This is a genomic window from Curtobacterium sp. MCPF17_050, from assembly GCF_003224435.2.
In the GTDB taxonomy this organism is placed as follows: domain Bacteria; phylum Actinomycetota; class Actinomycetes; order Actinomycetales; family Microbacteriaceae; genus Curtobacterium.
Window position 1 is genome coordinate 1,220,713 of the sequence record NZ_CP126250.1, and the last position, 13,007, is coordinate 1,233,719.

Annotated in this window: 14 protein-coding genes; 4 read left to right on the plus strand and 10 right to left on the minus strand. The window is 69.6% G+C overall.

Going from position 1 to position 13,007, the window contains the following annotated elements; all coding sequences use genetic code 11:
- Positions 1-12: 12 nt before the first annotated feature.
- Entirely contained in the window at positions 13-492 is a 480-nt protein-coding gene (locus DEJ34_RS05805) for a DUF4395 domain-containing protein (protein ID WP_110911762.1), read from the minus strand.
- A complete protein-coding gene (locus DEJ34_RS05810; protein WP_110911763.1) occupies positions 489-950 on the minus strand; it encodes a thioredoxin family protein in 462 nt (153 codons plus the stop codon). Before DEJ34_RS05810 ends, DEJ34_RS05805 begins: the two co-directional genes overlap by 4 nt.
- A gap of 526 nt (positions 951-1,476) precedes the next feature.
- Between DEJ34_RS05810 and DEJ34_RS05815 the strand changes: the two genes are divergently transcribed.
- Entirely contained in the window at positions 1,477-1,956 is a 480-nt protein-coding gene (locus tag DEJ34_RS05815; RefSeq protein ID WP_110911764.1) for a hypothetical protein, read from the plus strand.
- 15 nt (positions 1,957-1,971) lie between these two features.
- Here the strand turns inward: DEJ34_RS05815 and DEJ34_RS05820 are convergent, their stop codons facing one another.
- The 3 genes from DEJ34_RS05820 to DEJ34_RS05830 all read right to left on the minus strand — a co-directional run bounded on the left by DEJ34_RS05820 (position 1,972) and on the right by DEJ34_RS05830 (position 3,825).
- Positions 1,972-2,490, minus strand: a complete 519-nt coding sequence (locus DEJ34_RS05820; protein WP_110911765.1) for a hypothetical protein — start codon at positions 2,488-2,490, stop codon at positions 1,972-1,974.
- A 226-nt stretch (positions 2,491-2,716) separates the two neighbouring features.
- Complete coding sequence (locus DEJ34_RS05825) at positions 2,717-3,286, minus strand: hypothetical protein (RefSeq protein ID WP_110911766.1); 570 nt, start codon at positions 3,284-3,286, stop codon at positions 2,717-2,719.
- 116 nt (positions 3,287-3,402) lie between these two features.
- Positions 3,403-3,825: an ATP-binding cassette domain-containing protein gene (locus DEJ34_RS05830; RefSeq protein WP_110911767.1), complete on the minus strand. Its 423-nt coding sequence runs from the start codon at positions 3,823-3,825 to the stop codon at positions 3,403-3,405.
- 212 nt (positions 3,826-4,037) lie between these two features.
- Here DEJ34_RS05830 and DEJ34_RS05835 point away from each other — a divergent pair, with 212 nt between their 5' ends.
- The 3 genes from DEJ34_RS05835 to DEJ34_RS05845 are packed head-to-tail and all read left to right on the plus strand — an operon-like array spanning position 4,038 to position 8,850.
- Positions 4,038-4,280, plus strand: coding sequence for a hypothetical protein (locus DEJ34_RS05835; RefSeq protein WP_110911768.1), 243 nt, complete (start codon positions 4,038-4,040; stop codon positions 4,278-4,280).
- Positions 4,277-5,311: a hypothetical protein gene (locus DEJ34_RS05840; protein WP_110911769.1), complete on the plus strand. Its 1,035-nt coding sequence runs from the start codon at positions 4,277-4,279 to the stop codon at positions 5,309-5,311. The genes DEJ34_RS05835 and DEJ34_RS05840 overlap by 4 nt, the downstream gene beginning before the upstream one ends.
- A 53-nt stretch (positions 5,312-5,364) precedes the next feature.
- On the plus strand, positions 5,365-8,850 hold the full coding sequence (locus DEJ34_RS05845) for a TM0106 family RecB-like putative nuclease (RefSeq protein WP_110911770.1): 3,486 nt from the start codon (positions 5,365-5,367) through the stop codon (positions 8,848-8,850).
- 32 nt (positions 8,851-8,882) lie between these two features.
- Here the strand turns inward: DEJ34_RS05845 and DEJ34_RS05850 are convergent, their stop codons facing one another.
- The 5 genes from DEJ34_RS05850 to DEJ34_RS05870 all read right to left on the minus strand — a co-directional run bounded on the left by DEJ34_RS05850 (position 8,883) and on the right by DEJ34_RS05870 (position 12,908).
- Complete coding sequence (locus tag DEJ34_RS05850) at positions 8,883-9,680, minus strand: hypothetical protein (protein ID WP_110911771.1); 798 nt, start codon at positions 9,678-9,680, stop codon at positions 8,883-8,885.
- Positions 9,681-9,890: 210 nt separating this feature from the next.
- Complete coding sequence (locus DEJ34_RS05855; RefSeq protein ID WP_181422272.1) at positions 9,891-10,544, minus strand: GOLPH3/VPS74 family protein; 654 nt, start codon at positions 10,542-10,544, stop codon at positions 9,891-9,893.
- Positions 10,545-10,546: 2 nt separating this feature from the next.
- A complete protein-coding gene (locus DEJ34_RS05860; protein WP_110911773.1) occupies positions 10,547-10,969 on the minus strand; it encodes an SseB family protein in 423 nt (140 codons plus the stop codon).
- 112 nt (positions 10,970-11,081) lie between these two features.
- On the minus strand, positions 11,082-11,879 hold the full coding sequence (locus tag DEJ34_RS05865) for an SDR family oxidoreductase (RefSeq protein ID WP_110911774.1): 798 nt from the start codon (positions 11,877-11,879) through the stop codon (positions 11,082-11,084).
- A 156-nt stretch (positions 11,880-12,035) separates the two neighbouring features.
- Positions 12,036-12,908 (minus strand): HNH endonuclease family protein, encoded by an 873-nt coding sequence (locus tag DEJ34_RS05870; protein ID WP_110911775.1) that lies wholly within the window; start codon positions 12,906-12,908, stop codon positions 12,036-12,038.
- Between the last annotated feature and the right edge of the window lie 99 nt (positions 12,909-13,007).

Genomic DNA, 13,007 nt, shown 5'->3' on the forward strand with positions numbered 1-13,007 from the left:
CCGAACTCGGTTCTACGCCACGCTGCTGCGGCCCCGGAACACCCCGACCCGCACCAGCCAGACGTACAGCAGGCAGCCGATGCAGACGTCGAACGCGGCGTTGAGGAACGCTGCGACGAGTGCCATTGCCGCGCCGACCGGAGCCGCGTACGGAACGCCGATGAGCGCCAGGACGAGCGCGACCCCGGTCACCACGAGCCCGACCCGCTGCGCGAACGTCGGGGGCTCGGGAGCCTCGAGATCGGCAGGCGCGCCGAGCCGCGGGCGCACCAGCCGGCGGAACAATGCGCCGTACGGGTGTCGCGCGATACCGGCCAGGCCTCCCCAGGCGAAGAGCGCGACGATGACGGCGAGCAGCACGATGCCGATCGTCCGGGTGCTCTCGTTGAGGGTGAGGACGATGTCGAGCGCGAGCAGGACCGTCGTGATCGCGGCGCCGAATCGGGGCGAGCGCGGGTCGATCTCGCGGGACTGCGCGGGAGAGGTGGTCACGAGTGCTCCTCGGTGAGGACGGCGTCGAGCGCGGCGACGAGTTCGGGTTGGCGGGGTGGTCCGCCGAAGCGGGCTCGGACGGTGTGCGACCCGTCCACGAGGAGCACGGTCGGCGTCTGCATCACGTCGAAGCGGCGGGCGAGCTCCGGTCGTTCGGCGAGGTCGATCTCGAGTCGTCGGACGCGGTCCGGACCTCCCGCCGTTGACCTCGATGCGGCGACCGCGTCGAGCTGCCTCGCCGTAGCAGGGCAGCGTGCGCATGTGGGTGTCGAGAACTGGAGGAGCGTGGCGGCGGTGCCGAATGCCTCCCGGCTGGCGAGATGGGCCACCGTCGTCGCGCCGCTGGCCCCGGAAGTGACCACGCGTGCTCGACCGGTCCGGCTGCGCAGCAGCAGGCCGAGGACCGCCGCGACGGCGAGGACGCCGGCGACGATCGCGAGTGAGCCCACGACGGTCATGTCTGGACCCTACGTCGCACTCGCGCTGAGAGCGAGGGTGTTGAGTCCCGTGACGACGGTGGTGTCGTTCAAAGCTGTTTACCTCGCGGGCGTCATGAACTGGTGGAAACGAGTCGGTTACGTGATGTTGATACATCAATGGCTGCTCGACGCCAAGTTGGAGGAATGAAGAGCAACAAGAAGAAGCGTGGTCTTCCGTTCCCTCTCGCCCTCGCCCTGGCCGTCGGCTCAGTGGCGGTGGGTGTGCCAGTGGCCGGGCCAGCAGGTCAAGCTCAAGCGGCCCCGGCCCCGGCCCCGGCCCCGGCGCCGGCGCCGGTCAGCTCAGCTGCGAGCGACGGGATCACGGTCGACCGGTGGTCCTACGCCTGGCAGCGCTGGGACGGCACCAACTACTCGTCGCAGGCGACCTGCCGCGCTCGCGGACGCACCATTATGAAGCACTACCGTGACGTCAAGGCGATCTCGTGCCGGAAGCCCTGCGGTCGCTGGTGGCTCTACACGTACCGAGAGCAGTGGATGTGATCAGATGGTGCTGATGCGCGCCGAAGCATTCTTCGTGCGCCGAGCCGGCGTCGTCGTCGCTGAGCCGACTGGTGGAGTGGACCGGTGGCAACCGTCCGCCGACCCGCAGCGTTGGTGGGCAGAGATCGATCCCGACATGGCCGCCGTGACTGCCGAGCATCGCCGCTTGGTCGAGATCGAGGTGCCGGACGCCTTCCCTGATCACGGGAGGATCGGGCGGGTGATCCGCGATGCCGGCCGAGCAGCGCCTCGTGATGACGCCGATCGCAGACGCTCGTCGGACATCGACGGGCTGTTCGACTCCCTGGATCGAGTGCCCGAGTCCTGGCTCCCGTACGAAGTGCGAGTCAGCGAAGTACCGGGGTCAGGGCTCGACGCCTTCGTCGGGACGCTGCTTCCGGTTCCGACGTATGAGATCCGCGACGTCCTGGGAACGGGGTGGTGTGATGTGATCCGGGTCGAGCCCTGGCTCACGCCGAATTGACCAACATGATCGCGGTCACTCCGGGATGCCGAGCGACTCGCACTTCGCCCACTGCTCCGGACGGTGCTGCGCGAGCCACGCTGTGAACTCGGCGTAGCCGCGGTGGGTCGTGTAGATGCGGAACTGCTTCTTCTGCTGGTCGTTCCAGCCCGTGAGGCTGATGTAGACCGTGCCGTTCTGGCTTGACTGGCGCCCGAAGCGGAGCTTGTCCAGATCCTTCACATCACGGCGACGCTTGCGACCCAGGCCGGGCCGGACGTCGTACCGCTCGTCGTAGACCGTGATGCGGCTGCGGTTGAGGATCAGGCCGATGGGCAGGGTCGGGATGCTGGCGCCGATGAGCATCGCGAACACCGTGCCGTCAGCGTCCGGCGCGATGCTCGACTGCAGGATCGCGCCGAGCAAACCGATCCCGAATGCTCCGAGTCCGAGCCACATGATCAGCGTCGAACTGATCCACGATCGCCGCACGATGAACCGTGGCTTCGCAGCGGCCTTCGTGACGGTTCCACCCCAGGTGTTGACGTTGCTCATCGTTCCCCCTCAGACGAACACGGTACCGGCCCGAAGTCGGCAGAGTGCGCCGCTCCAAGATCGGCGGCCCTCGTCGAGTGCGTGTTCGACGCGGTGCGCACTCACAATCGGGTCGTCGTGCTCCCAGGCACCCACGACCGGGCGGCCCTCAGCGGCCAGGATCGTCGCGGGCGTCACGCTGCCCTTGGCTTAGAACTCGCGACGCCACAGTGCCGCGATCGCTTGATCAACCTGACGCCGATGCGACCTCGACGTATCGCCGGGCTCGCCGCGAGCTCCGCAAGAGCATCGGCGTCACCACCACCGCCGTCACGACGAGCAGCGAACACAGGACACGGCCGATCCAGACGGACAACCCGTCGTCGCGGATCAGCAGCGGCAACTGCGGCCCGATGATCCCGAGGTAGAGGAGCAGGAACTGTCCGAGCGCCAGCGGCTGGTAGACCGCCATGAACCGCGCTTGGTCGAACGCACGCCAGCCGAGCTCGGAGCCCGCCGGTTCGATCGGGACGCCCGTCTTGATGGCTCGCCCGATCATCTGCCGCTCGGGACGAGGGAGGCCCTGCATCGGCGCCTGCGTCTTCATCGCGATGCGGAAGCTCGTCGCCATCACCGAGACGCTTCCCGCGAGGCCACCCAGCGAGAATGCGATTCCTGTCGTGGCGAGCACCGTGGCCACTGCTGACTCGCCGTGACTCACGAGCCATCCGATGGTGCCGCCCACGATCAGACCGACGGCGACGATGACTGCCGTCCGACGCCATGTGTGGCGCGCGACTCCCTGGTACTCGTCCATTGGCTCCAACACTAGGAGGAGCTGAGTCGGCCGGGCGACGCGCTCGAACGTCTGTCCCCGTGGTTCCCGCCGTGCTCCTGGCCCTCGTGACGGCAGTCTCGCCGGGCTCCGGCAGCTCACCGACGCCCGGCGACTCTCCGCACGCTGACGACCACCACCACCGCCGCGACGACGACCACCAGCGCGAACACCCAGTACTCCGGCTCGCTGCTCGTCGTCACCACGCCCGCCCAGGCTGCTGGGTGCCCCGGAGCCTCCCGACCGAACAGTGCCGCGAGGAACAGGTACACCAAGCCAGGGATGGACTGGTGCCGTGCGCCGAGCCATTCCCGAGCGACGAGTGCGAGGTTGAGGAAGGTGCCGGTGTTGCGGACCGTCGCCAGGGGGAGCCAACTGACTGTCTGTCGGAAGCGGCGGCGGTTGCCCTTCGTCGACGCCGAGCCCACCGGGTCGACGGGGATGGTGCCGCTGCGTGGTCGCAGACCGTCGGCGATCAGTGCGAGGAGGGTCGACTTCCCGGCGCCGTTCGGCCCGAGCAGGACCGACTAGCCGGTGGGGATCTCGAGCGAGAGGTCGGTGAAGAGCGGGGGCCGGCGCGGGTGCGCGAAGGACAGGTCGCGGAGCGTGATGGTCGTGAACACTGATTCCTTGCGTTGAAATGTCAGCGAACACTAGCATCGCGAGCGCCGGGGTCAGTCGATCCCGGACCACGACGGCTCCCACTGAGCCGCCACTGAAGCAAGGAACACGAATGAAGAGCACGATGAACTGCCGCGCGCTGGCGCTGGTGGCCGCGGTGCGCTCACACGAAAAGCGTTATTCGAGGAGGTCGAAGCGGCAGACGCATGTACGTGAGACCCGTTCCCGCTGGTTGGAGCGGGGAGGGACGACCCTCGACGCCGCTGGAAAGTCACAAGTCCGGAACGCGGAGGAAAGCGACGGCGAGGCAGCGGGGCAGAGCGTGTCGGTGGTCTTCGAGAGGCTCCTCGCGTGACAGATGCCTCTCTCGCCGCCTGGCAGATTGCCTTCACGACGCTCTTCCAGATGGGGTGGGTCAGCGTCGTTCTCTGGTTCGTTTACCTCTACGTGCTGGTCCTCAGCCAGGGGAGTCGAAAGGCGGTTCTCACGCTGAACAAGCTGGAGCAACGGTCCGTCCGAGCGGAGGTGCGCCGCGGACCTCCGTCACATCACGGGTGGCATCGGTTCCGGGAGAAGCACCTTCCCATTGCCGAAGGAGTGTGGCGCGCTCAACAGCTGATCTTCCGGCCACCAATCTGGCTCGGCTACGTCATCCTCGTTGACGTCCTGGGGCTTGTCGGGCTGCTCATCGTGGCGTCGATGAACGGCACAACTCCCCGCTGGTGGGACGGTCTTGCGCTTGCGCTCGCGTTCTTCTCAGCGGTCCCGTGGCTGTCGACAGTGCTGCTGCATCGGGTGATGTGGCACCGTCGCGCGAGGAGCGAGTGGGAGGTCGCTCTGCTCGGAGAGAAACTCGTGGCTGACGCTCGTTCTGAACTCGACCAGGACTTCATCGCACGGCGGACTGCGCGAGTACTCGGCGCACTCGGACGGCGGTTCCCGCGGGGAAGGTCTCGCCAGGGCAACTCAGCGGAAGGGCGCATCTGGCTCGCGAAAGCCCAGCCGGCTGTCCAGATGCGGGCGGTGTTGGTCGCCTCAGATGTGACGGAACGGCGAGAGTGGTCGGGTTGGATTGACACGTGGCTGGATCGGGTCAGCGAAGCATTCGAGTTACGGCCCTCGTCGACACAGCCTGGGGCGAGCGCTTTGGAAGCTCTTCCCTCCCGTGACCCAGACGTGGACGGCCTCGGTGCGCTCGTGATCGTTTGTAGTTGCTTCGGAAGCGTCGGGGTCGTTCTCTTGGCGTTCTCCAGCGGTTTCGACGTGTCGGCCGCGTTGAGCGTGTGGGATTCGACGGCTGGTCGGCTGACGACATTCGTTGGACTCGTCGGCGCCGTACTGAGCATCCTCAGTTACCTACGCGGGCGGTCCGCAAGTAGCGCATGAGCTGGGAATTCATCGGCAGCACTGACGTCTGACGCCAGCCCTAGGGTGACAGCATGCAGATCACCGAGGACGGCCGAGCCCTGCTCAGCCCGAGCGACCTCACCACGTGGGCGACCTGCGAGTGGGCGTTCCTCCGCCGCCTCGACGTCAAGCTCGGCCGCGGGGAGCCCCTGCCGGACGAGCACGACGACATGCTCGACCGGACGGCCCGCCTGGGGGACCAGCACGAGCTCGACTACCTCGAGATCCTGAAGCAGACCCACGACGTGGTGGAGTTCGACCGCCCGGCCCCGCCGCAGTACGCCGAAGGGGCCGAGCAAGCCCTCGAAGCGATGAGGAACGGCGCGGACGTCCTCTTCCAACCGACGTTCCACGTCCCCGCCTCGGCGGACGGCACAGGCTTCATCGGCTTCGCGGACTTCATCATCCGCAACGACCGCGGTGAGTACGAGGTCTACGACACCAAGCTCGCCCGACACGCCAAGATCAGCGCCCTGCTGCAGCTCGCCGCCTACGCCGAACAGATGCGGGCGAACGACATCCCGACCGGGCAGCAGGTCCACCTGGTCCTCGGCGACCGGACGACGACCACACACGACCTGGCCGACATCGTGCCGGTGTACCGCACGCAGCGGGCCGAGCTGATCCGCGTGATCGACGAGCGACTCCACGCACAGGACGCCCTGCAGTGGGGCGACCCGCGCTACTCGAGCTGCGGCCGGTGCTCCGCCTGCCAGCAGGAGGTGCAGCGACACCGGGACCTGGTGCTCGTCGCCGGCATGCGCCTCGACCAGCGGACGAAGCTGATCCGGCAGGGCGTGCGGTCGATCGACGACCTGGCGGTCCGGACCGCGCCGGTGGCGACCATGTCGAAGACGACGCTGGACCGTCTGGTGCGGCAGGCGAGCCTCCAGATCGAGACGGAGCGCGCGGCCGGAGAAGCCGAAGAAGCGAGACCGGCCTTCGAGGTGCTCGACCCGCGCGCCCTCGACGCCATCCCGGCACCCGACCCGGGGGATGTCTTCTTCGACTTCGAGGGCGACCCCCTCCACACCGAGGACGGCGTGCACTGGGGCCTCGACTACCTGTTCGGCCTCGTCGATGACCAGGCCGAGTTCCGCGCGTTCTGGGCGCACACGATCCGCGACGAGCGCCAGGCGCTGCTGGACTTCCTCGCGTTCATCGCCGACCGCCGAGAGCGGTACCCGGACATGCACATCTACCACTACGCCTCGTACGAGCGGACGCACCTGCTGTCCCTCGCCGCCCGACACGGGGTGGGCGAGGACGCGGTGGACGATCTGCTGCGCGCCGGCGTCCTGGTGGACCTGTACCCGATCGTGCGGAAGGCGCTGGTGGTCGGGAGCCGCAGCTACTCGATCAAGAAGCTCGAGCCGCTGTACATGGGCGACGACCTGCGTCTGAGCGACGTGACGAACGCCGCGGACAGCATCACCGCCTACGTCGACGCGATCGAGGAGCTCCGCAGCGGCGACCCTGCCCAGGGACAGCGGCAGCTCGACCAGGTCGCGGACTACAACGCCTACGACTGCCGGTCGACGCTGCGCCTCCGTGACTGGCTGCTCGGCCTCCACGCCGAACACGGACCGGACGCCACCACCACGACCGAGCTGGAGGGCCTCCCGCCCATCCCGGTCGAGCGCGAGCCGAACCCGGTGACGGTCGCGCTGACCGAGTACCTCGGTGACGTCGACGCCCTCGACCGCACGCCCGACCAGACCGCGGTGGCGCTCGCCGCAGCCGCGATCGACTACCACCGCCGCGAGGCGAAGACGTTCTGGCAGGACCACTTCGACCGGCTGCGGAACCCCGTCGACGAGTGGGCCGACACCCGGGACGTCCTGGTGGTGGAGCGCGCGTCCGTCGAGCGCGACTGGGCGACGCTGCCGCGCGCCCGCTCGCTGTCACGGGAGATCCGGTTGTCGGGGACCCTCGCGCCCGGCTCGCGGATCCGGCCGGGAGGCTCGCCCCACCTCGTCTACGACGACCCACTCCCGGCGTCGATCACCGCCCCGGGTCCCGGTTCCAAGGGTGCGACGGACCGCGCCTCGATTCTGGAGGTGTGGGACAACGGCGACGCCACTGAGGTGCTGCTCCTCGAACGCATGCCGGTCGGCGGGGGAGAACCGCACGCGGACTTCCCGGTCGCGCTCGCGCCCTCGTCGCCGCCTCGCGCGAAGCCGCAGCCCGAGGCCATCGCCGAGTGGGGCGCCGAAGTGCTCGATGCCCTGCCCGAGATGCTGCCCGACCCGGCGCTCGACCTCCTCCGCAGGGTGCCGCCGCGCGGGACCCTCGAGCCGGTCGTCGGCGACGACACCGTGGGCGCCGTGGTGGCGACCCTGCTCGGACTGGACCGGTCGTACCTGGCGATCCAGGGGCCTCCCGGCACCGGCAAGACGTACGTCGGGTCGAACGTCGTCGCGACGCTCGTGCGCGAGCACGGGTGGCGGGTCGGTGTCGTCGGGCAATCCCATGCGACCAGCGAGCACTTCCTCGACGCCGTCATCGCCGCGGGTGTGCCGGCGGAGCGGGTCGTGAAGCAGCCGAAGAGCGGGGCCGACGCCGAGGAGATCGAGGCGGCGGCGTGGACGCCCGTGAAGAACGGTGCGGCGATCGCTGCCTTCCTGCAGTCCTGCGCAGAAACCGGCACCGGGGGAGTCGTCGGCGGGACGGCGTGGACCTTCGCGAACGACGCGACGATCGGCCGGCGCTCCCTGGATCTGCTCGTCGTCGACGAGGCCGGGCAGTTCTCCCTCGCGCCGACCATCGCCTCCGCGATCGCTGCCACGCGTCTGCTGCTGCTCGGCGATCCGCAGCAGTTGCCCCAGGTGTCGCAGGGCTCGCATCCTGAGCCTGTCGACGAGTCCGCGCTCGGGTGGCTGGCGGACGGCGAGCACGTGCTGCCGCCGGAGTTCGGGTACTTCCTCGCGAAGACCCGGCGGATGGAGCCGACGCTGACCGCGGCGGTGTCGGGGCTGTCCTACGACGGGCAGCTCGCCTCGATGGTGTCCGGGCGGCACCTGGAGGGCATCGACCCTGGCGTGCACCCGGTGCCGGTCGTCCACGCGGCGAACACGACCTCGTCGCCGGAGGAAGCGGCGCAGGTGGTCGCCCTCGTGGCGGACGTCGTCGGCCGCACCTGGACGGACGAGCACGGCACGCGTGCGCTCACCGACGAGGACGTGATCGTCGTCGCGCCCTACAACGCGCAGGGTGCGGTCATCCGGGACGCCCTCGTCCGAGCAGGCTTCGGCGGGACCCAGGTCGGCACCGTCGACCTGTTCCAGGGCCGGGAGGCGGTGGTGTCGATCACCTCGCTGGCCGCGTCCTCCGCGGCGGACATCCCGCGCGGGCTCGACTTCTTGCTCATGCCGAACCGGCTCAACGTGGCGCTGTCACGGGCGAAGTGGGCGGCGTACCTCGTGCACTCGCCGGCATTGACGACGGCGTTGCCGCCGTCGATCCCGGGGCTGGCGCTGTTGTCGCGGTTCATCGAGTTGGTGGCGCCGCGGGGGTGAGCCTGGCGGTGCGGAGCGGGTGACCCGCGGCGTCAGCCGACTTCCACTGTCCCCACCGACGAGTTGAACGAGGCAGTCGTCTGGAACTGGCTCCCGTGCAGCGTCACCGCCCACGCAGCCGCGTCGGGCGCGACCGAGTACGTCAGCTGCGCACCGGGTGGCACGGCGGCCAAGACCGTGCCATCGAGGAGTCGGACGGCCGCGTCGTCCCCGGTGCTGACGACGAGCGTGGGCGGGAACGGGCCGGCACCGAACCGCTCACGCATCACGAAGGCGAGTGTTCCCGCCGTCTGCGCGAGCCCGTTCCGCTCCTCGTCGGCCGACGTCGGGAGCGCGGCTGACGGGACACCCACGACTGATTCCGTCTCGGGATCCGCCGGTACGGCAGCGGCTGCCGCAGCCTCCTGCTCGGTTGTCTGGTCCTCCGAGGAACGGTCGACCGGCGCGGTCGTCGCTGCCACTGCCGCCGGACCTCGGCCGGGTTCGGCGAGCGGTAGGGAGAGCGCGGGGAGCGCGATGCCGGACATCCCGAGCAGGAAGGCGATCATCGCGTAGGCCATCAACGCTGTGCCGACAGCGCCGAGGACTGCACCACCCCGACCGAAAGCACGCACCGCTGGCGAACCCCATCGCGCGAGCCGCACCGCGTGCGTGCCGACGACCATGGCAGTGATTCCGATGGTCGACGCGACGAAGCCGGTCGAGACCCCGTCCTGCTGCGGCTCGACGAGTGCCAGGACCATGCTCCCGCCTCCGAGCAGCATCGCGAGCCAGGCGTACGCGGCTGGGCGGGTGCGGCGCCTCGCGGTCGTGGTGCCGTAGGTCGTCATCGTCGCGATCGGCGGGATCGAGCGACCACCGCCAGAAAGGGTTTCAGGCGGGGACCAATCACGTGGCCCCGGATCGCCGAGCGGCATCGTCGTTCCCCCTGTTCGCCGTCTTGATCGATCCAGTCTGGCGTCGGGACAAGCGCCTGAGGCATCCCCAGTTGGGGTGCACCGGGAGCTTCGCGGCGGGGCGGGGGCACTTCTGGCCGAGCGTCAGCTCGAGATGACCGCAGCGCCCGCAGCGCCGCCACCGGCCGTCGCAGCCGTCTGACGGCTCTGCACCACTGACTTCACCGCAGCGGCGACCCAGTCGCCGTCGGTGAGTTGCTTGACGCGCTGCCGGTCGACCTTGCCGAACTGCCCGCGCAGCGTGCCCGTCGCATGGAGCAACCCGATGAGGGCGACCGCGAAGGGCGACGGTGCGACACCGGCGTGCAGGACGTCGGACAGTTCGCCACGGAGCAGCTTCGCCGGTCCGCCGTCCCTCTCGGGCCAGCGGGCCGAGGGGAAGATGCCGAGCACCCGGTGCTCCTGACGCGTCACGAGCCCGCGCTCGACGAGTCCGGTGAGGACGGCTTCGCGCAGGGCGCCGTTCGCCTTCCGGGAGATCCAGGACGCGGGCCGTCGCGGGGACAGGGACAGGTCGATGAGTTCTTTCATCCCGTCGAGCACGGGGTCCCCGACGGGAGCTGACTTCACCGGGAGCACCTTGCGGCCGTCGAACTGCAGCACCCCGCGGAGTGCCAGATCACCGAGGACGGCACCGGCGACTCCAGGGTCGAAGGTCTGGCTCGCGGTGGCGAGTCGGCCATCCGGGCGGAGGAGCAGGACCGTGTACGCCTGGGGGAGCGTGAGGTGGGCGGACACGGTCAGTCCGCTTCGGCCTCGAGCGGAACGGTGCCGCTCATGCCCGCCCGCAGTCCGGCAATCACGTCGGCCTGCAGGAAGTTCGCCGCCTGCGCGCTGGTCGGGTCGACGACGATCCCGAACTCCTCCGGCAGCGCGGTGACGAGTTCGGCCATCGGCATCGCGCGTGCTTCCAGGCCCGGGAGGCTCGTCCGCAACTCAGACGGGTCGGTGAAGACCGGGACGAACTGACGCTCGCGGATGACGACGTGCGCGACGCTGCCGTCGGCGTCCTCGCCGTCGGTCTTCCACGGCACCCAGGCGGCGCTCGCGAGGAAACCCTCGGCCGAGGCGCTCATGCGCCGTCGCAGTTCGCCGGCGTCGTTCGGTACCGCGTCCTCAGCACCCGGGCCGAAACTGGACCCGGTCGTTCCGTTGGCGCTCATCGCGTTCCCTCCACCGTCGTGTCACCGGCCATGCTGCCATGCACGAGGGGCGGAACGGGCGGGGCGCGCCTCCCGTCAGGAAGGCGCGCCCCGGTGACCCGGCCCGCGTGGGTCAGTACTTGGCGGACTGCCCGCCGTCGATCGGGACGACTGCGGCGTTGATGTACGACGCGTCATCGGAGAGCAGGAATGCGACGACCGCGGCGATCTCGGGCGCCTCGCCGTAGCGCTTGGTGGGGTTGACCTGGATGAACTCCTCGGCGGCCTTGCGCGGGTTCTCCGGGTCGATCTGCTTCATCGAGTTCTCCACCATCGGCGTCCAGATCGCGCCCGGGGCGATGGCGTTGATGCGGATGCCGTACTGGCCGTACTCGACGGCGGAGTTCCGGGTGAGGCCGACGACGCCGTGCTTGGCGGCCGCGTAGCCGGACTGGTTGCCGACGCCGCGGATGCCACCGACGCTGGCGGTGTTGACGACCATGCCGGAGCCCTGCTCGCGCATCACGGCGAGGACCTTCTCGAGGCCGAGGAACACCCCGCGCAGGTTGATCGACACGACCTTGTCGAACTCGGCGGCGGTGAACGACTCGGTGGGGTTCTGCTTGCCCTCGATGCCGGCGTTGTTGAAGAAGCCGTCGATGCGGCCGAAGCGCTCGCGGGTGGCGGCGACGTACGCGTCGACCTGCGCCTCGTCAGCGACGTCGGCGATGGTGGTGAGGACCTCGGCGTCGGGTGCGGCTTCGAGGACGGCGGCCTTCGTCGCCTCGAGGCCCTGCTCGGAGACGTCGACGAGCGCGAGCTTCGCACCCTCTGCGGCGAGACGGACGGCGGTCGCGCGGCCGAGGCCGAAGCCACCGCCGGTGATGAGGACGACGCGATCGGTGAAACGCGTGGTGCTGGTGCTGGTCATGAGGGCCTCCTGCGGTCTTCGACGATGAAGGGCTCGGGGTCCGGAAGCGGTGCGCTGGGTCGCGGCACCGGGCGGCGAGTCCGGTCCGACGGGCGGCCGCCGGACACGACTTACGCTACAGGTGTTGTCTGACCGGCCGCGGTGCGACGAGGCCCCTCAGCAGCTCGAGAGCACCCGCTCCATCGCGTCACGCTCGGCCGGCACGACCCAGAGCCGGTACTCCGCCTTCACCGCGATCTGGTGCTCGACGTACGCGCAGCGGAACCCCTTCGCCGCGGGCAGCCACGTCGCGGCGTCGGACGAGCGCTTCTGCGCGTTCGAGTGCCCGTCGACGGCGAACAGGTTCTCCGGGTCGTTCGCCAGCGCCTCGCGCTCGTCCTGCGTGAGCCGCTGTGCACCGGTCCGCCACGCGTTCTCGAGCGCGACGACGTGGTCGATTTGCACGAGGGTCGAGGTCGTGTTGCCGCGCACGAACGCGACCTCGCCGCCGGTGTACGGGGAGACGAGCTTCCCGGACATGACCTTGCACGGCCCCTGCCGGACGATGTCGGTCAGGTCGCGGGCCAGGACGTCGTTCCGGGTGTCGCAACCGTTGTGGTCGACGTCGAGCCAGGCGGTGCCGAAGTCCGCCTCGCGGTCGTAGCCCGTCGCGGGTGCCTTCCCCTTCACCGCGAGCGTGGCGAGGGTCGCACGGGCGGCAGCGGCGGCCTCGGTGCTCCCCGCGTCACCGCTGGCCGGACTGGAGGGTCGGCTTGCTTCCGCCGGATCGGCAGTCGGTGCCGAGGTGGTCGATCCGGTCGTGGGTCGCGTCGTCGTCGCGATGGTCGGTTCTGTTCCGGTGCCGGAGTCGGAGCCTGTGCCGGTGCGGATGCTCGTCGGCCCGCCTGCGGCGGCGTCGGTACCGCTTGCGAGGGCTCCCGATGAGAGGAGCGCCCAGATGCCGAGGGCGACGACGAGGGTGACGATCGAGGACTGGACGGTGGTGCGGGTGCGGGTGCGGGTGCGGGTGCGGCGTCGGCGGGACGTCATGTGCGTGGTGCTCCTGGTGGTGCTCGTGGGACTCGTCGATCCTGGCGGAAGCTGCCGACACCTCCCGGCTCGCCGCTCCGCACACCTGGGTCCGGCCGT